This window comes from Paenibacillus ihumii, from assembly GCF_001403875.1.
Lineage (GTDB): Bacteria > Bacillota > Bacilli > Paenibacillales > Paenibacillaceae > Fontibacillus > Fontibacillus ihumii.
The window spans coordinates 959,088-978,657 of record NZ_LN884299.1 but is presented as its reverse complement, the minus strand read 5'-3'; the positions used below and the strand labels follow the sequence as shown (position 1 = coordinate 978,657).

Below are 19,570 nucleotides of genomic sequence, written 5' to 3'. Positions count from 1 at the left end.
TAATTCGTTTCATAATTTTAATCCATGTTACAAGTGCTACATTATTATATCATTCGGTGCAAAGGTCTATTAGGCATCTCCCCTGCCATAAAAAACTTAGTTTCCTAACCATACCGCCATCCGAAGTGATATTTATGAAGTTTTAAAATGATTTAATGAAACTCTAAGTCGCTCTGATACTTGCTCAAGTTGAACCGACCAACGGACAAACTGTTCGGTTAACTGCTGTTGATCCGCGGCAGATGAAGCCACCTGCTGAGACATCGCCATAGATTGCTCAGCAACGGCAGCAGCATCTGAAATAAACTCCATAATTTGTTGCTGCGATTGGTCCATTCGCTCCATAGTCATAGTAAACGTAGATAATCTCTTATTCGCCTCATCCATTCCTTCCTGCACCTGATTAAAGATCAAGTTAGCCTGTTCTACAGAATGAATCTGTTCTTCCATGATCGGACCGGATTTAAGCAAAGCAACTTTAGTTGCATCCATATCCTTGCGAATATTATCCAGCGTTTGTACGATTCGGGTAACCGAATCCCCCGACTGCATGGCCAGAGCACGTACCTCCGATGCAATCACCATAAAGCCCTTGCCCGCGTTCCCCGCACGATTGGCTTCAATTGTGGCATTCAGTGACAAAATATTTGTTTGCTTAGATATGTTGCGGATAAGTTCAAGAATGCTGTCGATTTCCCCAAGTCTATCAAAGAGTTTGCTCACATGACTGGAGATTTCCTTCATAATTTGAGCTGTGTCCCGATTTTTGCCAATCATCAGTGTCATATGTTGGGTACCTTGCACACTTCGTTCTTGGGCTTGATTGGAAACCTCAATCAGGTCTTGAACATCCTCCGTCATCTGTTTCACATTGGAGGTCATCTCTAGAACTAGACCATTCCCTTTCTCAAGCGCCGTAGCTTGTTGTTCAGCGCCTTTCGCGATACTCTCGGTAGCGTTGGCAATTTCCTTCGCATACTTGGACATTTCCCCTGAGGATTCGCTCAGATGAGTAGAGGTACCAAGAACTTCATCTGCAGCTTCAAATGTCTGAATAAACTGTTTACGGATTTTTCCTATCATTTGATTAAAACTTCCGCCTAACGCAGCAAGCTCATCCTTTCCCGCTAAATCAGCCCGTACTGTCAAATCTCCTGCCTCGCCATGACTCATCATCATGCGGAGCTTTTCAATCGGGTGCGTGAAGCGTCTTGCACTGAAATATGCAAGTACGATAATGATTGCTGAACAAACAAGCGCGATGAAGATAACCTCAGACCGAATCTGGCGCATATCTTCTAGCAGCTTGTCCACCGGATATACCGACACAACCTGCCAACCCGCTATAGCGGATGCCGCCCGAGTAACAATAAATTTATTCCCATTAATTACCTCCTGCCAGCTATTCTCCTGTTCATTTTCTTTCAAGCCGAATGACAGCTTGGTTCCTAACAAGGATTCTTCTTCGGCAACCAATACTTTGCCATCCGCAGAGGCGATATATGAATTTCCCTCGTCATCCAAACGAAGGTCTGCCAGCGTTTGCTTTATCGCATCTGCCTTCACTTCTAGAAGGAGAAAACCTACCGTCTTATTGTCACTCAGCCGCTTCAGTGGACGACCAAACGCAAATACCTTCTGTTTGTTGAGAAACTCATCGGAAGCAATGCTATTCTCAAGACCTAAATATACGGTGCCTCCTGCTGTCCCAACCTGACCTATCAATCTTTCCCGAACATCATCGGAAATATTGTAAAATAACGGAAGTTTTCTCTGTCTTTCTAGATCATCCGCAATCATATAGATACCTATTAAATCTTTATAAGGCCCTTTCAACTCTTTAAGTTTGTTATTCGTTTTATTAATTTGATCTGTCTTTCCCGTCTTTACCGTTTCCATATTTAAAGCACTTTGCACGTCTTTATCGAGCAACACTTGCATGGTCAGCATTTCGTATTGCGACAGCATTAAATCCAGTTTCTCATTAGCCTGTGACACCGATTTTATAGATACATCTGTAACCGTACTTTTGATAATAGCAGATGAACGATAGTAGAAGACCAAGACAACAGCAACTAATGGGATTAGAATCAATGCCAATAACAGGCTTAACAGCTTCCATTTAATTGAGTGAAGGTTAATATTACGATAGTTGAACGATAAAAAATTCAATGGATGCTCACATCCTAGTCTTATAGTGATAAAACTAACTAAAGCAAACGTTTTCAAATATTACAGAAAACCAAAACGAGTGAGCTCAGAATCCCGCCTCATTTTGGTATCTGTATAGAAGAATTTTTATTTATAAGATATTTTGATTAAATCCCAATATTTCAGCTTAGGTAGCTCTATAGAAATTTGACCGTCCTTTTGTTCAAACGAGAGTTCTACAGGCGAACCTCCATAATAATCAGGAGATGCGAACATGATCCGGTCCACTGTCCCACTGGTTTGGACTATGACCTTCACATTCTGACGTTCGGCAGGCTCAGTCTGTTCCCCTGCTGAATCGTTCCAGTCCATAGTTACTGCATCGGTGAAGTTAATAAAGTGAACAATATCCTCCCCATCCTTGTGCTTAGCAAAAGACCAGACCTTTCCTTGATCCGCAGAAGCAGAAATTTGTACCTCGTCCGTTCCTTCTACCGTAACCTCAGACTCTTCCATTCCATCTCGCAAAATATTCTGGTAAGCTACCAGGAAGTCATAGTAATGAATTAGTTGTTCCTCAAGCTCAGCGGGAATTTTCAAATTTTTATTTGGAAAATATTCCTTGGCCAACATGTTCTCCCCAAGCTCGAGATGTGATCCGCCTGAAGCAAAGATGACCGCATCCGTCAGTAACACCCCCGGTGTGTTGAACTCACCCGGAGTATTGGCCAAATCATAATTCATATAGGCAGCCAGTACCGTATTCAACTGATTTTTGCTGTACTTGGCGTTCTGATCGATGATTTCTTTGAGGTTTTTATATTTCGGATGTCCATCCCATACTTCCGTATATAGAAAATCCAGTGGTGCGTTCGGGGCCATAAAGGCTTGACCGTACTGACCAACCGCGTTCATGACGTAGTAGATATCCAGGCGCTCCTTTGCACTTTTCAAAAAGGAGACATAGCCTTCGGGCAGTTTGACACTTTCTCCCTGCGCATTCCAGAGACCTCCCCGATCTCCCAGCTGGTCGACATGCCACCCGTCAAAGGGCAGATGCTTAAACACCTCGGCTTCCTTTTCGATCAAATATTTCTGCCAATCCGTGTTGGACGGATCATACAACATAATATCACTTGCCCAATTTTCCGGAAGCGGGTGTTTATCCTGATTCATCGCACTGGGATCTTTAAAAAGCCCCCACTCCCGTTTGACTCCGTCCTGCTCCGCGTCTTCATACGCGCCAAAGATCAGATTGTAATTCATTGCTTTCATGTTGTACCCGTGGACCAGATCAATGTAACCTTTCACCGTATCAAAAGCGACCGGTCGGTTGGCAATGTCGTCCCAGCTTTTTGCCGGCTGGTCTGCATCCATCTTAATCGGCGTTTGATGCTTATATTGCCAATCATAAAATTGCACCCCATTGATGTGGAACCGATTCAGACGTTCAATGATCGATGCCATCTCATCCTGGCTCATAGCATGAAAATCCGCCAAATACCCGTAACGCGGAAATTTAGTCCAATCGGAAGAAACATCGACCGCGATATTAAGATGATCCTGCGCCTCTCCTTTCTTCATCAGAAAAATCTCGGCCATGTACCCTTTTCCGTCCTCTTTCGGAGGATTCCAGGTCCAATTCAGCTTTTCGCCAGCAGCTTTCAGCTCCTGTTGTTCAATCACTTCCTCCAAATGGCGATACTGGACTCTGACCTCTGCATCACTGACGTTTTCCTTTAAATAAAGCGTGAAGTTTACTTGTTCCCCCGGCTTATAAGCCGCCTTATCCGTTGCGACTCTGTCCATCTTTGACTCACCCGTCACCTCTTCCGCTTTCAGCAATTGCTTCTTGCTGCAGCCTGCAATCAAGACCGTCAGACAGCATAAAATTACAAGTGAAGTCCGCCGTAATCTCCAAAATTTCATTATCATTTCGCTAGTTCTCCTGTCTTCCTGTTTATTGAACTACCCTTTTACACCGCCTTCATTAAATCCGCCTTGAACAAACCTTTTCTGGAAAACAATATAGAGCAGCACGGTTGGGATCAGCGCAATGATTGAAGCCGCAAACACCCATCCGTAGTTAGTTGCGTATTTATCGTTAAACATCAGCAAGGCAATCGGCAGTGTTCTCATCGCCTCGTCTTTGATAATTACGAGAGCCGTAAAATATTCTTCCCACGTGCCCTGGAAGGACAATACCGCCAGAGTTCCGATCGCCGGAAGGGATTGCGGCAAATAAATATTCCAGAAAATACGCCAGTTTCCACCACCGTCAATGAGAACGGATTCTTCATATTCCTTGGGGATGCTCTGGAAAAATCCTCGAAGGAAGAACGTACTTCCAACAACTCCCCCACCGATATAAATCAACCACAGTCCCCAATAAGTGCTTACCAGTCCAAGATTTTTGATAATAAGAAACTGCGGGATAATGTTAATGACACCTGGAATCATCGTCGTCAACAAGAATACGCGGAAAAGCAGTTCCTTTCCAGGAAATTGAAATCTGGCAAATCCGTAGGCCGTTAAGCATCCCAGCAGCATACTGCCGACCATGGATACGACCGTCACCAGTGCACTGTTCAGGAAGTAACGGGCGAAATTATTTTTGTTCCAAACAAGAAAATAGTTGTCCAGATTGGGAACCACCGAGAAAATTTCTTTCGGTCGTGGTAGTGAATACGCGCTCTTGATAAAACTGGTCAAGATCATATATACGAAGGGAAACAAGAACGCGAGAGCCCCCATAATAATGACCGTGTATACGAGGAGTTGAAGATACCATTTGGTTTTCATTGTCTGCCCCTCCTACAGCATCTTCTGATTGCCGAATTTTTTCATCTGGGTATAGGTCACCAAAAATACAGTGATACCCATCATAACGGCAACAGCGGAAGCATATCCAAAGTTAAAGTTTTTGAACGCCTGCATATACATCAAACTCGGGAGCGTTTGTGTCTGATCCATTGGCCCTCCACGAGTGATGAAATACACCTGCGGGAAGAAGTTAAAAGCCCCATTAACGAGATTTATGATCACAAACGCGGTAACCGGAGCGAGCATCGGTACTGTAATGTTCCAAAATTGCCTGATTCCGCTAGCTCCATCAATTTGGGCAGCCTCATAGTATTCCTTCGATATCCCTTGAAGCCCCGCCAAATAGATAACAACCCCCCAACCGACCGTCTTCCAGATATGGAACAACCAAATTACGACCATAGCCGTCCAGTAGTTGGAAAGAAAATTGACCGGTTCCGGAAAAATACCGAGTACCTTATAAAAAATGAAGTTGATTAAACCGTATTCCCCGCCCGCAAACAAGAATCTGAACAGAAATGCAACAACGATCCAAGAGGTAATAATCGGCAAGTAATACACGGTCCTGAACACAAGCTTGTACTTTACAAAGTGAAGATTAATTAATACAGCGAAAACGATCGCCAAAAGCCAGTTGATCGGCACGGTCACGATCACGTTCAAAATCGTATTTCGAATCGCCATCAATACTTTGTTGTTAGGATCCGTAAAAGCGGAAACATAATTCTCAAACCCAACGAATGGATTCTCCGCATTTGGCATGATACTGTAATCTTGAAAGCTGATAAAAATATTTCGGATCATCGGGTAGACGACAAATACCGCGGTACCCAGCACCCCTAAAAAAATAAAAGGCAAAACAGCCATCCATTGTTTGAGGCCTTTTTTCATCCGTGTTGCTGTCGGCGGTTTTTTTCCGGCTTGCGGCTGGCTGGCCAATGGAATTGACATCTTCACCACTCCTTTCCCTTATCCGGGTAAAGATGCATCGCCTGATGGCGTCATCAGGCGATGCATCCTTATAGTACTAGCTTCAATTATTTATTAAGAATAGATTCGATATTTTTAGCTGCCTCATCCAAAGCCGCCTTCGGTTCAGACTCACCGCGAACCGCTTTTTCGATCGCCAGGTTCACGATGGTCTCCATTTCACCATACTGTGGGATCGGTGTCCGCGGAAGGGCCGTTTCCAATTGCTTTACGTATTCTGTCATGTATGGTTCTTTCAAAACGGATGGATCGTTTGCGGCCTTTTGATTTGTCGGAATCAATCCAGCTTTGGCCAATATTTTTTGGGGTTCTTCCGTAATCAACCACTTGGCAAATGTCCAAGCTTCTGCCGGGTGTTTAGAATTCGCGAAGATGACCAAGTTTTCACCGCCAACAACCGAACGACTTCCACCAATTCCTTCAGGCATTTGCGTCCATACTGTATCTTCGATGTTAAAGTTTGCGTTCTCTTCATTCATCAATGTACTGAAGAACCAAGGGCCGTCATCTATCATGAAATATTCATTGTTCTTCAATCCATCCCATACACCCGGCTCTCCGCCGAGCATGGTTGGGATAATCAGCCCTTCCTTGCCCCACTGTACGATCGTCTCCAACGCCTTAACGCTTTCCGGACCGTTCAGATAACCTTCAACTTCGGTATAATCCTCGTTAGTCAAAGCGCCGCCAAGACTCCAGAAATAAGGGGAAGCACCCCAAACATGCGGTCCCGAGATACCAATCGCCCCTTTGGCTCCTTGCTCCATTGCCTTTTTGGAAGCTGCCACAAATTCATCCATTGTTTTTGGAGCTTCCTTAAGCCCGACCTTCTCCAAAAGCGCCTTATTATAAATGGCAATTTTGGTATTCGTATTCAATGGAACGCCATAGTAGCCATTATTGAAGTAGTTCGTTTCCATCGGCGCTTTAAATACACTGGACTTCACTTCCTCAAATCCATCCATTTTGCTGACGTCTTGCAGTGCTCCCATTTTGGCGAATTCAGGAACCCAGATAATATCCATGCGCATCAAATCCGGCGCTGCATCGCCAGCTACACCGGCAATGACTTGCTCCTTTAATCCTTCATAAGGCATTCTGGTCAAGTTTACTTTGATTTCAGGGTGTTCTTCTTCGAATTTCGGAACTACTTGTTCCGTCAGCACTTTTTCTTCCTGCTCCCCGTAGGTATGCCAGTACTCGATTGTCACTTTCTTTGAGCCAGTATTTCCTGGGTTGCCGCCCGTCTTGTCCGAATTCCCGTTTGAAGCCGATCCGCCATTAGTTCCGCCGCAGGCAGATAATGAAAATGCCAAAACGGCTGACATTACACCAATAGATATTTTTTTGTAAAACTTCATACTTTGAAACCCCCTTATCGATTTAACTTACTCCTTTATTATGAGGCGGGACTTCTCAGTGAGAAACCGTTTACATTTGGCTCATGGTGAACAATATTGTGAAGTTAGCGTTTCCAAATATATGCAAAATAAAAAAGGTGCATTTTATTTTGATATGATCTCAAAATAATGCACCTTTACACCTTCTACTACCAAACTCCTAAAAAGTTAACGTTATTTTTATTATGGATGCTGGTGGCCATCGGCATCAGCGCATTTCCCCAGGTACTCCCAGGCCCCCCATTCGCCGGAAACTCCAGGTTCCTGCCCCTGGGAGTACCATCTGGCTTTCCAGTCTCCCCCGTTAAACGAAACAATATCGCCGTAATTGTATACTTGAGTGGAACTCCAAGCAAGGTGCCCGCATTCTTCAGGGTTCTCATTTCCCTCCCCGGTACCGGGATTCCCGCCGTTGCCAGGATCGATATCGCCGTCAATATTAACATCTATTACTTGATAAAAAGTGCTTCCCGTATACGCAACCTCCCAAACAGCGAGAATCACATGATAGCCACTTCGATCCGATGGTACATTACAGAGGTGATTATCTTTAAATTCAGGAAGCGATCCATCATGCGACACCGTACAAAAAGAGAGAGCATCAAATGAATCACGAGTAAGCGGCTGGTTGGGGTTCCAATCAGGCTTAGTAATGTAGTATCTCCAATTCGCTGTATTATGGTTTGCCGTATGAACCCAGGTAAACGTATTGAGTCCGCTTGCGATATTTATTTTTTCCCACCGGTCAGTCCATTGTTGGTCCATCTCCGGATATCGGCCATTGGCGCTGGCAATTTTTCCGTCTTCAGGTCCACCGTTAGGAAATCCGCCCGGTGCCTCCAAATCGGCGGGATTATATTTCACATAGCCGCAATCCGTATTAATTCCTTTGGCGCACAGATCCGCCCGGCTATTCTCAACAAAACCGTGAGCGGATGCCTTGTCCGCGAACATAATGGACAATGCGAATAACAGCACTGAAATTCCTAGGGTAACCATCAACTTATTTACCGGCCCAACAAACACACGCTCTTTTAAGCAGATAAAACTTTCCATAAGTTATTCCCTCCTGAAATGGAATTGTTATTAATCTTTCACAAGTTCAACCTTGTCAATTTGTAAATTTGTCTCGCCCGGAGCTGCCTGATAAAAAGCTATATTCAACTTGCCGTTCGTAACCTGAACTGTGCCCTTAATCATGGAGTAGTCATTTCCGTGAGAAATGTTTGTGTAAACGGGACTGCCGCCATAACCGGATAGTTCCATTCTGCTAAGCAAAGGGGTTCCGGTATTTTGCTTCACCATGGCTGAAACCGTGTATTTGCCATTTTCCAAGCCCGTCAATTCCTGCTCTATCTTTTGCTGATAATTTTGTCCGCTCCAGAAATAACATTTAAAACTACCGTCATTGACGTCGGAACCATCCACGCCAACATTTGTACCCGTTGCCTTCCAGCCCGAAATGTCACCGCTTTCAAACCCGCCGTTGACCAATGCCGGAAAGCTGCCTGGAGGATTCTCTTCACTACTTCCGGTGCCTGCAATTAATTCGACGTTGTCGATTTGCAGATTCGTATTGCCCGGGGCTTCCTGGTAAAAAGCGATGTTGAGCTCACCATTTACTACTTGAACGGTACCAGATATATTTTCGTACTGACCGCTGTGAGGAATGTTCACGAAAACCGTCTCTCCGCCAAGACCGGATAGTTCCATTCTGCTGATCATGGGCGTGCCGGTATTTTGTTTAACCTTTGCGCTTACCGAGTAAGTCCCCGGTTCCAGGCCCGAAACGGTTTGCGATACTTTAGCCGTATAAGCATCGGGACCCCAAATCCAGTACTTGCTTCCTTCAAAAGCATCGTTGCTGTCGACACCATGGGCAGCTGTACCTGCATATGTCCATCCTGCTTCTCCACTCTCAAAACCGCCGTTCATCAGTTTCCCGATTCCGCCAGGTTGCTCCTCTTCTCCTCCGGAACGGTCACTGCTCATATAAATCATGTTCCAGTATTCCAACGAAGGCACCGAGATCAGCACATACTTGCCTTTTCCGTCGCTACCTTTGGTAAACTGCAGCCGTTTTGAACGTCCGTCGTCGGAATCCGGTGAGGCAAGCCATACGCTGTTCACGTCATTCGTATAGTAGTACTTCACCTCAAAGTTGCTGATCTTCTGGGGCGTCTCCTTGCGTCCATCGTTCGCACGCCAATCGTTCTTGCTCACTCCCAGCAAATTGATCATCTGGATAATTTCATACCGATTGTCCTTTTTGCCGTAAGCCCATATTTTATTAGGCTCGCCCGTTGCACTGCTTGCGTACTGAGGAAACTCAATCCGGTTCGCCGTTTCCGTTTGCCCATCTCGAAGCAGGTTTTCGTAAGCCACGATAAAGTCATACAGCTTGCCGATACGATATTTCAAATCCTCGGTCATATATAAATTTTGGGCGGGAAAATATTCATTGCTGAGCATGTTCCCGTTGTCGCCCAACTCCATTCGTGAACCGCCGGCTGCGTACACAGCGGCGTCGGTCAGCAGAACAGCCGCCGTATTAAACGGACTGCCTGGGTTCTGCTCCCCATAATCGTAGCTCATATAGGCGGGAACAATTAGAGACTTGCCTCCGCTCTCTTTTCGGGATTGCTCGATCTCTTTCTTCAATGAATAATACGTGTCATATAGCTCACCCTCACTGTCTCTGTCCCATGGCCAGATTTCCGCATAGATCGCGTCAACATTCGCCTTGCTAGCATTTTCAATACCTTGGGCTCCAACCGGATTGAACACCAGATATTTACCGCCGATCGCCTGCTTTGCTTTGTTCAAAAATTCAGTATACGTGTCTTTCACGTACAAGGTCCGGTTATCCGAGGTTTTCATCTTCCCCCATTCTCCAACCGTATCCCCATGCCACCCGTCAAAATCGAAGTGTTCGAATATTTTATTCGTTTCCGCAAAAATATAATTTTGCCAACCGGGGTTTAGCGGATTGAAGAAGTAAAGATGTGTAATGCCCGTCGGTGTGGAATCCGCCATTTTAAAACTGAAGTGACCTTGCCCCCTCGGGTTGTCATCTGCGTAATATAAAGCCCATTCCTGTTTAACACCATCCTTGTCATATCCCGAGGTGGCCGCATAAATCATGTTATAGGCCATATTCGCCATTCCGACGGCCTTTGCGTTGGCAATATAACTTCGAACCGTGTCGCCGTAGATCGGCCGTCCCGACCAGTCGTCCCACTGTCTCAAATCGGGGGCTACCGGCTTGTGATGGCGGTATTTCCAGTCATAGTATTGAAGGGCATTAATATGATAATTTTTCAGCTTATCTATGCGTTCGGCAGTATTCGTGTTTTGTCCGAAATCCCATACATACCCGTATCGCGGGAATTTAACCCAGGATGACGAGACATCTACTCCTACCGTGTCCGAATCTACAACGTTCCCTGATGCATCCTTCACATCAACCTCTAGCAAATAGCCTTTAAAATCCTGGTTAGGAGCCTGCCAATTCGCGACCATGATGACATCTGCACTATGCTTCAAATCCAGAGGTTTCCGGATCGTCTCACCAATCTGGCTCTCTAAATGCTTGGCCTTGATTTCTACGGTTCCTCCGGTGAGATCCCTCCCTAGCCTGTTTTTCAAGTCAATCCGTACTTCCACTGTCGAGCCCGGATCATACATTGCTTTATCCGTCGTTACGTCATAAACGACTTTCCCCGTACTTGCGGCGGCTGCTTCATCCGAGCCCCAACCCATTTGACTAAAAAGCAGCGTGCATGTTAAAGATACCGCAAGCATCCTCCTCAAACTCTTGCCGATCAAATTTACCTACTCCCTTCATAGATTTTACTCGTGCACAATCTTTTTCATCGGTATGATAAAAGTCACCACCCCCTTCCCTCTATAGAATAACATCCTAAATTATGCAAAAAGTGGATTTAATTACTCTGATCGTGTCTTCTTTTACTTTTTATCTCAGCAAAAGAAAAAAGAAGGGGCGGCCCCTTCTTCTATACCAATCTATATACTCTCGCTTCATAAGGTCTGAGGTTCAACTCACGGATCGGTGTTTCAGTCACGTTTTCGTAGTTGGAAATGATTAATTGATTTCCACTACGATATTCCTCTAGCTTTTCTGGAAGCGTGAATTCCGCCTCCCTGTCAGAGAAATTGAGAATCACGATCCATTTTTCGTTTCGCCAAGTTCGGGTATAGGCATAAATTTGTTCATGCTCTTCAGCCACGATATCATAATCGCCATAGATCATAATCGGATGCTGCTTGCGCAATTGGATCAATTTTTTGTAGTAATGAAAAATGGAATCCTTATCCCGCAGCGCATCCTCGACATTAATCTCCTTAAAGTTGGGATTTACTCCGATCCAAGGCTCTCCTGTCGTGAATCCAGCGTGTTTGCTTTCGTTCCATTGCATCGGAGTTCTTGCGTTATCCCGGGATTTTGCATAGATCGCGGCCATCGCTTGCTCCACCGGCATGCCCCCGTCATGAACCGCCTCTTTAAAGAAATTTAGCGTCTCGATATCCCGGTATTGGTCGATATTATCGAATTTCACGTTCGTCATGCCAATTTCCTCGCCCTGAAAAATGTAAGGCGTGCCCTGAAGGGTGTGAAGGAACGTGGCCAGAAGCTTGGCCGACTCTTTCCGGTATACCGTGTCGTCGCCAAAACGGGACACCATACGAGGTTGGTCGTGGTTGTTCAGATAAAGGCTGTTCCAGCCTCTGCCGTTCAGTCCGTACTGCCATTTGTTCGTAACGGCTTTCAAGTCGGCCAGCTTCCACTTGGTGAAGTTCCACTTCCCGCCTTCCCCGGCGTCGATATCCATCGTCTCGAAATGAAATACCATGTTTAATTCCTTGTTAGCCGGATCCGTATAGCGCGCAGCCAGCTCCGGCGTCACTCCCGGCATCTCCCCGACGGTCATGACGTCGTATTTGGACAATACCTCTTCGTTCATTTCTTTCAGATATTGCTCCAACCTCGGCCCGCAGAGGAAAAACTCGCCTCCCCAAGCATATTTGTCATCCCCAGCGCTCGGCAGACCTTCCGCTTTTGAAATACAATTGATCACGTCCATGCGGAATCCGTCGATCCCCTTCTCTAACCAGAAAGTCATCATATCGTATACCGCACGCCGAAGCCTTGGATTTTCCCAATTCAAATCCGGCTGCTTCTTCGAAAACAGATGCAGGTAGTATTCATCCGTCACCTCGTCATATTGCCATGCTGAGCCGCCGAAGAAAGATACCCAATTGTTCGGTTCGGAACCGTCCCCTTTCCCGGGTTTCCAAATATAAAAATCACGGTAAGGATTATCTTTGGATTTTTTGGATTCCTGAAACCAGGAATGCTCGTCAGAGGAATGATTGACCACGAGGTCCATAATCAACCGAATACCGCGTTCATGAAGGCCGTGGAGCAGCTCCTCCCAATCGTCCATTGTGCCGAATTCATCCATAATATCCTGATAATCGCTGATGTCGTATCCATTATCGTCGTTCGGAGATTTATAGACCGGACTCAACCACACGATGCCTACTCCGAGCTCCTTCAAATAATCTAATTTGCTGATGATCCCCCGCAAATCTCCGATCCCGTCTCCGTTGCTGTCCATGAAGCTACGGGGATAAATCTGATAAACGACTTCTTCTTGCCAAAAAGCGCCCATTTTCACCTAAATTCCTCCCAATACCGCATATAAATAAACGTTTCAAATTCATCTTAAAAAATCTCTCTTTCATGTACAACATTCTATAATCTCCAAAACATCAAAAAGGAGAGCGTTGACATATTCGCCCTCCTGTGATAACTGCCTTTAAATTAACGAACTGTCTCCAGAGGCGCCACGCGCCCGTAAGAGAATTTAGCAAGTTCACTCTTCGCCGCCCAGCGCACGCTGTTGGCAATCACCTGAAGCACCTCGGGGTGGTGGTATACGGGGAATGTTTCATGTCCCGGCCTGAAGTAGAAAATATTACCCTGCCCTCTTTTGTAACAACAACCGCTGCGGAACACTTCACCGCCTTCGAACCACGAAATAAAGATCAATTCGTCCGGGGCCGGGATCTCAAAACGTTCCCCGTACATTTCTTCCTTCGGAATTTCGATATACTCGCCAAGGCCCTTCGCGATTGGATGGCCGGGCTCGATAATCCAGATTCTTTCCTTTTCTCCGTCATCCCGCCATTTCAGCGCTCCCGTGTTCGTGCCCATAAGAGCTTGGAATATTTTTGAACCGTGTCCCGAGTGAAGGACGATCAGACCCATTCCGCACAGCACTCGTTGGCGCACTTTTTCTACGATCTCATCGCTCACCTCGTCGTGAGCCAAATGCCCCCACCAAATCAGCACGTCGGTTCTATCCAACACCTCATCGGTCAGTCCGTGTTCCGGCTCATCGAGCACGGCGGTTCCTGCCTCCAATCCGTCCTGGCCGTTCAGATAGTTCGCAATGGCCCTATGAATGCCCTCCGGATAAATCGCTTTCACTTGTTCACTTTGTTTTTCATGTCGGTATTCGTTCCATACGGTTACATTGATGTTAGACATGATGAAACACCTCCTGTTTGATATGAATCCATCGTTGTTCCGTAAATGATTCGATAATAGAGTCAAGGGTAAGCTGATTCATATAACCGTCTTCCATATCGGCGTCACACCCATCCCCTTTTCCTTGGACAAGGTTGATAAAAGACTGCATCTGATCAGTTCGGAAGGATTCAGGAATTTCCGCTTTCCGGAATCCGCGGTCTCCCTCTTCGGAAAAATGGACGTAAAGAGTGTCTTCCTCTTCGAGATTGTACACAAGTGCTCCGCGGGTACCGTAAATCTCCAGCTGTTGGTAGTTCCCCCGCCCGTAAGCGAATCTTGAAATGGACATGGCTCCCGAAGCACCTCCCTTAAGGCGCATCAGCACATGACAGAAGTCGTCGACGTCGACCTCCCCCTTACCGTCTCCGGAAATGAGGCCGCGTTCCTTGATAATCGTATCCGCATCGGCAATCACCCGTTCTGCATCGCCGATGAGAAAACGCTGAAGATCGAGAATATGCGAGCCCAAGTCTCCCAGCGCCCCCGATCCCGACAGCTCTTTGCGGAATCTCCAGACCAGCGGAATGCTTTCGTCCAGTCCCCAGCTTTGCAGGTATTGGCTGTACACGTGTTTAATATCGCCTAATTTGCCCTGGTCAATCATCCATTTTGCATATCTCACCGCCGCTTTGTAACGGTAACTGAAGCAAACCATATGCGGCAGGTAATCGTTCGCCAGCATATCCCTCAGCATACGCGCCTCCCGCGTATCCAGCGACACCGGCTTTTCAAGGGCAAAAGGCTTACGCCGCTTTATCGCCTCACAGGCGATCGCATAATGATTGTGATTTGGCGTACCGATCGTCACTGCGTCGAGTTCGGGATTCTCCAGCAATTCCGTAACACTCAGATATCTTCGCGTTTCCGGGATGCCGAGTTCTTCGCCCCTTCTTGCCAGCGCTTCTTCATTGCAATCGCAAATCGACCATACGTCGGCATCCTCGCTGGACAATATGCCCCCAATATGCATGTCCGCGATACCGCCCAAGCCGATCACACCGATTTTCAGCTTTTCCATTTCATCGCCCCATCCCTGTTAACATCGTTTTAATCACAACCCCAGTATAGAGTGTGATAGAATGGACGGAAATGGCGGAAAGATACCCTTTTTGTACAAAAGCGACTTTTATAAATTGATCTGGGAGGATAATCATGCTTGCTATTAATGTGGAAGTAATGCCGAAGATCAAATTGATGGGGTTCGTTTCCTATAAACAGCCTTGGATTCACTTTAAGAGAACGACGCACGAATGGGTTCTCTATTTCATCAAATGCGGTGAGCTTCATCTCCGGGAAAACGGTGTCGACTATATCCTGAAGAAGGGGGATCTCCTTGTCCTGGAGCCAAATTTGGAGCACGAAGGCATAGATAAGCACGTTTGCGACTATTACTATGTTCATTTTGAGCATTCGGACATGAAAGCGGTGGAGGTGAAAGATATCCTTCCCTTAGCCAGACACGTCATTCTGGAAGAAGAAGCCTATCAGGCCGGCCAGGACAATTCTATTTGTCATTTCCCAAAAAACTATTCTTTGTCGAAAAAAGACCTGTCTTTTTCCTTTCTTGCGATGAATGAAATACTGGGGCTGTACAGGCGCAAATATTTCAACCGCGGATTGACCGCTCTAAAATTTACCGAATGGCTGATCAAGGTCTCCAGGAAATACTTTATCGATACGCTTCAAACGCATGAGGGAGGCAATACCAAATCGTTCATTAAAGTCCACGCCTTGCTTGACTACATCCATGAGCACTATACCGAAAAAATAACCAGCACGGACATCGAGCAAGAATTTGAATGCAATTATGATTACATCAACCGGGTATTCACCAAATGGACTGGCCGGAGCATTATGCGTTATGTAAACCGGATTCGAATCGATCATGCGAAGGAATTGATCGAAGCGACCCATTTAAGCTTTAATGAAATTGGCTATTTGTCCGGGCTGGACGATCCGTATTACTTTAGCAAGGTATTTAAGAAGTATGAGGGACTTTCGCCCAGTCAATATTATAAAAAAGTTCGGGAGAGGGGAACTTCCGCGCAATAGCTCAGACTCATTTCGAATCTAATTGTTTTCTGAACTCACGCGGGGTCTGCCCTGTTATCTTTTTGAATACTCGGCTAAAATACTTTTCATCCTGATATCCGACAAGATCAGCGATTTGAGTTAAACGCATACCTGAATCTGCCAGCAAGGTTTTGGCTTTATCGATTCTCAACCGGGTAAGATAGTCTGTTAAATTCTCATTCGTGATTTGCTTGAACTTCCTGGAAATATTTTCTCGGCTGATAAAAAAGCGATCCGCGATATGCTGCAGCGTAATTTCTTTGTGGAAGTTCTGGTCAATATAACGTTTAATGTTTCTCACCAATTGACCGTCCAGGGTATGTACGGAGGCGTACTCCCGAGAAAAGGCAAGCAGGTTGGCCGCAACTTGCTCCTTCCAAACGGAAAGCGAAAAATTTCCGTTTGGATCCAAAGGCAGATCAAAACCAAATGTTTCGGCCGAATTGGAGCACCCATCCCATCCAAATTCAACCTTCCAGTTTAACAGGGCAGATTCAAATTCCCTCTGCCATTTTTCAAACTGAATCCGGGATAGGTAAGGTTGCTGCTCCATATGATCGGCCCATTTATCTACCCATTCAATAACGCGATCGCGCTGTCCGGATAATGCAGCAAATTTAAAGGGCTCAAAAAAACGAAGAAACGAATAGTTTTCTTCACTAACTTGATCTGGCTTGCGATGCTTGTGAATCCGTTTTTCCGAACAAAGCAAATTGCGTTGTTTTATTGCTTTGTTGGCCTGCTCGAAGGAACGCGGTACCCCTTCCGAAATCGGGTATACTTCACCGAGACCAAAGTGAACTTGAATTTGATAGGTCTCCATCATAGATTTATTAATACTCTGGAGGATCCCCTCTATATCCTTTGCATGATCCCAGCATAAAATAACTATGTTTATCCCCTCAATCCCGCAGCGAAAAGCGTATCCATGACTATCTTTTTCCCCGGAAAGTACATCGTTGCATATATTTATGATGGCATAATACATTAAAGAAGCATCTCCATTGAACCGAGTTATAAGCCTTTGTTCCAAATGTTCCAATGATAGGACCGAAACCTGACAGCGAGTAGTTCCCGATGTTAGTTTAAAGTGGTCATTTAGTGTACGGTATAGTTCCTCATATCGCCTATGGCCTGTTACAAAATCCGTAAAAATTCTGTCTAGGTATATAGGCTGCAGCTCATTGATTTGAATATTCCGATGAAGAGAGCGGTCACTCTCCTCCTTTTCCTGCTGCCATTTCCGTACCGCTCGCTCCGTCGCCTCCACGATTTTCTTGCCATTCATCGGCTTAAGCAAATAATCCGTTCCCCCATATACAATGGCAGGTTGAAGATACTTATAATCTTGATATCCGCTAATGATAATTACTTTGGTGCCCGGAAAATGCTGATGAATCCATTCCAGAAGCTGCACCCCATCCATTAGGGGCATCCGCATATCCGTAAAAATGATTGCCGGCCGCTCCGCCATAATGAGATGAACCGCTTCTTTCCCATTCATAGCTTCAAATACGGACTCGATCCCGTATTCCTCCCAGGGCACAAAATAGCGAATCGCCTCCCTTACATGCTTCTCATCATCGACGATCAGTGCTTTCACCCTTGTCCGCCTCCATACTTATGTAATTTTTGGTAGGTATCCACAAAGATACGGTTAAGCCTCCTTTTTCATGTCCCCTCATCGTCAAGCTGGCTTCTTTACCGAAATACAACCGGAGTCTTGCCAATACATTTCGAAGCCCAATTTGTTCAATTTCATTCCTGATCTCGGCATTGATCGCCGACTCCATCTCCAGAACTCTTTCCGGCGGCAGCTTCCTTCCGTTATCCGAGACGGCGATTGACAGATTTCCTGCCTCGTCCAAGCGACTGACCATATGTACACGTATTCTTCCACTCACGATTCCGTCCTCAAAAGCATGCTTAAATATATTTTCTACGAGCGGTTGTAAAATCATTTTTGGAACAGCTTGCATTCTGGTTTCTTCCGCGATATCAAAATGAACTTCAAGATTTTCTTCACCAAATCGTTCCTTTTGCAACATGAGGTAATGTTCCGCATGCTCGACCTCTTCTTGAAGCGTGACCGTGTTTATCCCCGTAGCCATTGTATATCGCATCATGCTTCCGAGCGCACAAATCCGTTCATAAACCTCCAATGCTTTGTACTTAAGCGACATCGTAGCTATCGATTGTAATGCATTATACAGGAAATGCGGGTTGATCTGAGCTTGGAGCGCCTTTAACTGATTGCTCTTATTGGCGATTTCAAGCTTGTATTCCTTTAAAATCAAATTATTGATGGTTTGCGTCATATTATTGATTTTTCTTGTTAATATCCCGAATTCATCTTCGGTGACAACCTCGACCCGGGCCTCCATATCACCGGTTTGTACCTTTTGCGTGAAGGAGATAAGCCGTTTAATCGGATTCGTAAAACGAATAGAAATCAGAATAGCAGCGATCATGCCAATAATTAAAAACAGTATACCGATTCCTGTCGTGATTCGAGTTATGGTTTTGGCATCCCCATATAAATTATCATAGGGGACCAGTTTGAGAAGATAACCCTTAAATAAAGGACTTTGGATCGCCCTGTAAAACACAATCCCTTCGAAACGTTCATCCTTCCAAGAAAAATGACCGTCTTCTTCTTCGGATGGGACTTTACTCCATCCCGCTTTTATCGTCTTTCCTATCAAATCCGGATCGGAAGAATAAAGGGCTTCACCCTGTTCGTTAAGCAAGAAAATTTGCTCCGCCCCCTGCTCATTCATTGACTTTGAAATTTCCTCAAGCTCACTTAAACGAAAATCTATAGAAAGATAACCCATGGCTTCATCGCTTGGCGTACGGTAAATGGGATAGTGGGCACTAAAAACCTCAATCAGACCCGGTTTAAGATTGGGTATTCCCGATTTCATACCATATCTGTGATCAGGATGCGAGACCTCAATATATGGCTCCACTTTTCCTGACGGAGAGACTGGGGGGCGATATGAGTCGTTATATTCTCTACGAAAAAAACCCTTCAATAAGGTATTGGATTGTTTATTTGCGTTCACGAACAAATGAATCTGATAGATATCCTTATTGGATTGGAACATATTGAGCAGCTGGCTCGAAAAAACATTGCGTTTTAAGTCTTCGATTGGACCCGCATCCGGCAAATCGTGAGGTTTGGCCGACAATATCGCGGTATACAGGGAATCCGGGATATTGATTCCGCTATAAATGGACATGGCTAATTCATGAATTCCTGTGAAATAGCTTTGAAGATTCGCTCCCCCAAGCGTGAGATAGTTCGTATTTTCGCGAATCGATTTTTCCGTCACAGATACTTTGGTATAAAAGTAAGAGACCGTGATTGAAACGCCGTTCGGAAGCATTACCGCGATCAGAAGAAGCGCTATTAACTTAAAACGGATACTTTTGCGAAACAGTCATATCCCCCCTTTTTTTCTCAACATCTTAGCAAAGGGCCGCAAAATATTCCACTTTTATTGTCATA

General features: G+C 45.4%; 13 protein-coding genes. 1 reads left to right on the top strand and 12 read right to left on the bottom strand.

Translation table 11 applies throughout. The annotated features are described in order from the left end of the window. Nucleotides 1-132: 132 nt before the first annotated feature. The 10 genes from BN2762_RS12025 to BN2762_RS11980 all read right to left on the bottom strand — a co-directional run bounded on the left by BN2762_RS12025 (nt 133) and on the right by BN2762_RS11980 (nt 15,001). Nucleotides 133-2,172, bottom strand: a complete 2,040-nt coding sequence (locus BN2762_RS12025) for a methyl-accepting chemotaxis protein (protein ID WP_055107221.1) — start codon at nt 2,170-2,172, stop codon at nt 133-135. A 126-nt stretch (nt 2,173-2,298) separates the two neighbouring features. Further along, the gene (locus tag BN2762_RS12020; protein WP_055107220.1) at nt 2,299-4,086 is read right to left on the bottom strand and encodes a glycoside hydrolase family 66 protein; all 1,788 of its coding nucleotides are present in this window, start codon (nt 4,084-4,086) and stop codon (nt 2,299-2,301) included. Between the two features lie 33 nt (nt 4,087-4,119). Then, the gene (locus BN2762_RS12015) at nt 4,120-4,953 is read right to left on the bottom strand and encodes a carbohydrate ABC transporter permease (RefSeq protein ID WP_055107219.1); all 834 of its coding nucleotides are present in this window, start codon (nt 4,951-4,953) and stop codon (nt 4,120-4,122) included. A gap of 12 nt (nt 4,954-4,965) precedes the next feature. Continuing rightward, the gene (locus BN2762_RS12010) at nt 4,966-5,925 is read right to left on the bottom strand and encodes a carbohydrate ABC transporter permease (RefSeq protein WP_055107218.1); all 960 of its coding nucleotides are present in this window, start codon (nt 5,923-5,925) and stop codon (nt 4,966-4,968) included. 86 nt (nt 5,926-6,011) lie between these two features. Further along, nucleotides 6,012-7,325 (bottom strand): extracellular solute-binding protein, encoded by a 1,314-nt coding sequence (locus BN2762_RS12005; protein WP_055107217.1) that lies wholly within the window; start codon nt 7,323-7,325, stop codon nt 6,012-6,014. A gap of 222 nt (nt 7,326-7,547) precedes the next feature. Beyond that, nucleotides 7,548-8,420 (bottom strand): lytic polysaccharide monooxygenase, encoded by an 873-nt coding sequence (locus tag BN2762_RS12000; protein ID WP_055107216.1) that lies wholly within the window; start codon nt 8,418-8,420, stop codon nt 7,548-7,550. Between the two features lie 30 nt (nt 8,421-8,450). Beyond that, nucleotides 8,451-11,126: a glycoside hydrolase family 66 protein gene (locus tag BN2762_RS11995; protein ID WP_230202503.1), complete on the bottom strand. Its 2,676-nt coding sequence runs from the start codon at nt 11,124-11,126 to the stop codon at nt 8,451-8,453. Nucleotides 11,127-11,380: 254 nt separating this feature from the next. Next, complete coding sequence (locus tag BN2762_RS11990; RefSeq protein WP_055107215.1) at nt 11,381-13,060, bottom strand: glycoside hydrolase family 13 protein; 1,680 nt, start codon at nt 13,058-13,060, stop codon at nt 11,381-11,383. A 152-nt stretch (nt 13,061-13,212) separates the two neighbouring features. After that, nucleotides 13,213-13,941, bottom strand: coding sequence for a ThuA domain-containing protein (locus BN2762_RS11985; protein WP_055107214.1), 729 nt, complete (start codon nt 13,939-13,941; stop codon nt 13,213-13,215). Then, the gene (locus tag BN2762_RS11980; protein WP_055107213.1) at nt 13,934-15,001 is read right to left on the bottom strand and encodes a Gfo/Idh/MocA family protein; all 1,068 of its coding nucleotides are present in this window, start codon (nt 14,999-15,001) and stop codon (nt 13,934-13,936) included. The genes BN2762_RS11985 and BN2762_RS11980 overlap by 8 nt, the downstream gene beginning before the upstream one ends. A 134-nt stretch (nt 15,002-15,135) precedes the next feature. Here BN2762_RS11980 and BN2762_RS11975 point away from each other — a divergent pair, with 134 nt between their 5' ends. Further along, nucleotides 15,136-16,035, top strand: coding sequence for an AraC family transcriptional regulator (locus BN2762_RS11975; RefSeq protein WP_055107212.1), 900 nt, complete (start codon nt 15,136-15,138; stop codon nt 16,033-16,035). Between the two features lie 7 nt (nt 16,036-16,042). On the opposite strand, the gene BN2762_RS11970 is transcribed toward BN2762_RS11975, so the two are convergent. Further along, nucleotides 16,043-17,602, bottom strand: a complete 1,560-nt coding sequence (locus BN2762_RS11970) for a response regulator transcription factor (protein WP_230202502.1) — start codon at nt 17,600-17,602, stop codon at nt 16,043-16,045. A gap of 34 nt (nt 17,603-17,636) precedes the next feature. Next, the gene (locus tag BN2762_RS11965) at nt 17,637-19,394 is read right to left on the bottom strand and encodes a sensor histidine kinase (RefSeq protein WP_230202501.1); all 1,758 of its coding nucleotides are present in this window, start codon (nt 19,392-19,394) and stop codon (nt 17,637-17,639) included. Nucleotides 19,395-19,570 lie beyond the last annotated feature (176 nt).

Excerpts from the sequence above, each read along its gene's own strand:
- BN2762_RS12020 (WP_055107220.1), bottom strand. The coding sequence starts at position 4,086 with ATGATAATGAAATTTTGGAGATTACGGCGGACTTCACTTGTAATTTTA.
- BN2762_RS12015 (WP_055107219.1), bottom strand. The coding sequence starts at position 4,953 with ATGAAAACCAAATGGTATCTTCAACTCCTCGTATACACGGTCATTATT.
- BN2762_RS12010 (WP_055107218.1), bottom strand. The coding sequence starts at position 5,925 with ATGTCAATTCCATTGGCCAGCCAGCCGCAAGCCGGAAAAAAACCGCCG.
- BN2762_RS12005 (WP_055107217.1), bottom strand. The coding sequence starts at position 7,325 with ATGAAGTTTTACAAAAAAATATCTATTGGTGTAATGTCAGCCGTTTTG.
- BN2762_RS12000 (WP_055107216.1), bottom strand. The coding sequence starts at position 8,420 with ATGGAAAGTTTTATCTGCTTAAAAGAGCGTGTGTTTGTTGGGCCGGTA.
- BN2762_RS11995 (WP_230202503.1), bottom strand. The coding sequence starts at position 11,126 with ATGGGTTGGGGCTCGGATGAAGCAGCCGCCGCAAGTACGGGGAAAGTC.
- BN2762_RS11990 (WP_055107215.1), bottom strand. The coding sequence starts at position 13,060 with ATGGGCGCTTTTTGGCAAGAAGAAGTCGTTTATCAGATTTATCCCCGT.
- BN2762_RS11985 (WP_055107214.1), bottom strand. The coding sequence starts at position 13,941 with ATGTCTAACATCAATGTAACCGTATGGAACGAATACCGACATGAAAAA.
- BN2762_RS11980 (WP_055107213.1), bottom strand. The coding sequence starts at position 15,001 with ATGGAAAAGCTGAAAATCGGTGTGATCGGCTTGGGCGGTATCGCGGAC.
- BN2762_RS11975 (WP_055107212.1), top strand. The coding sequence starts at position 15,136 with ATGCTTGCTATTAATGTGGAAGTAATGCCGAAGATCAAATTGATGGGG.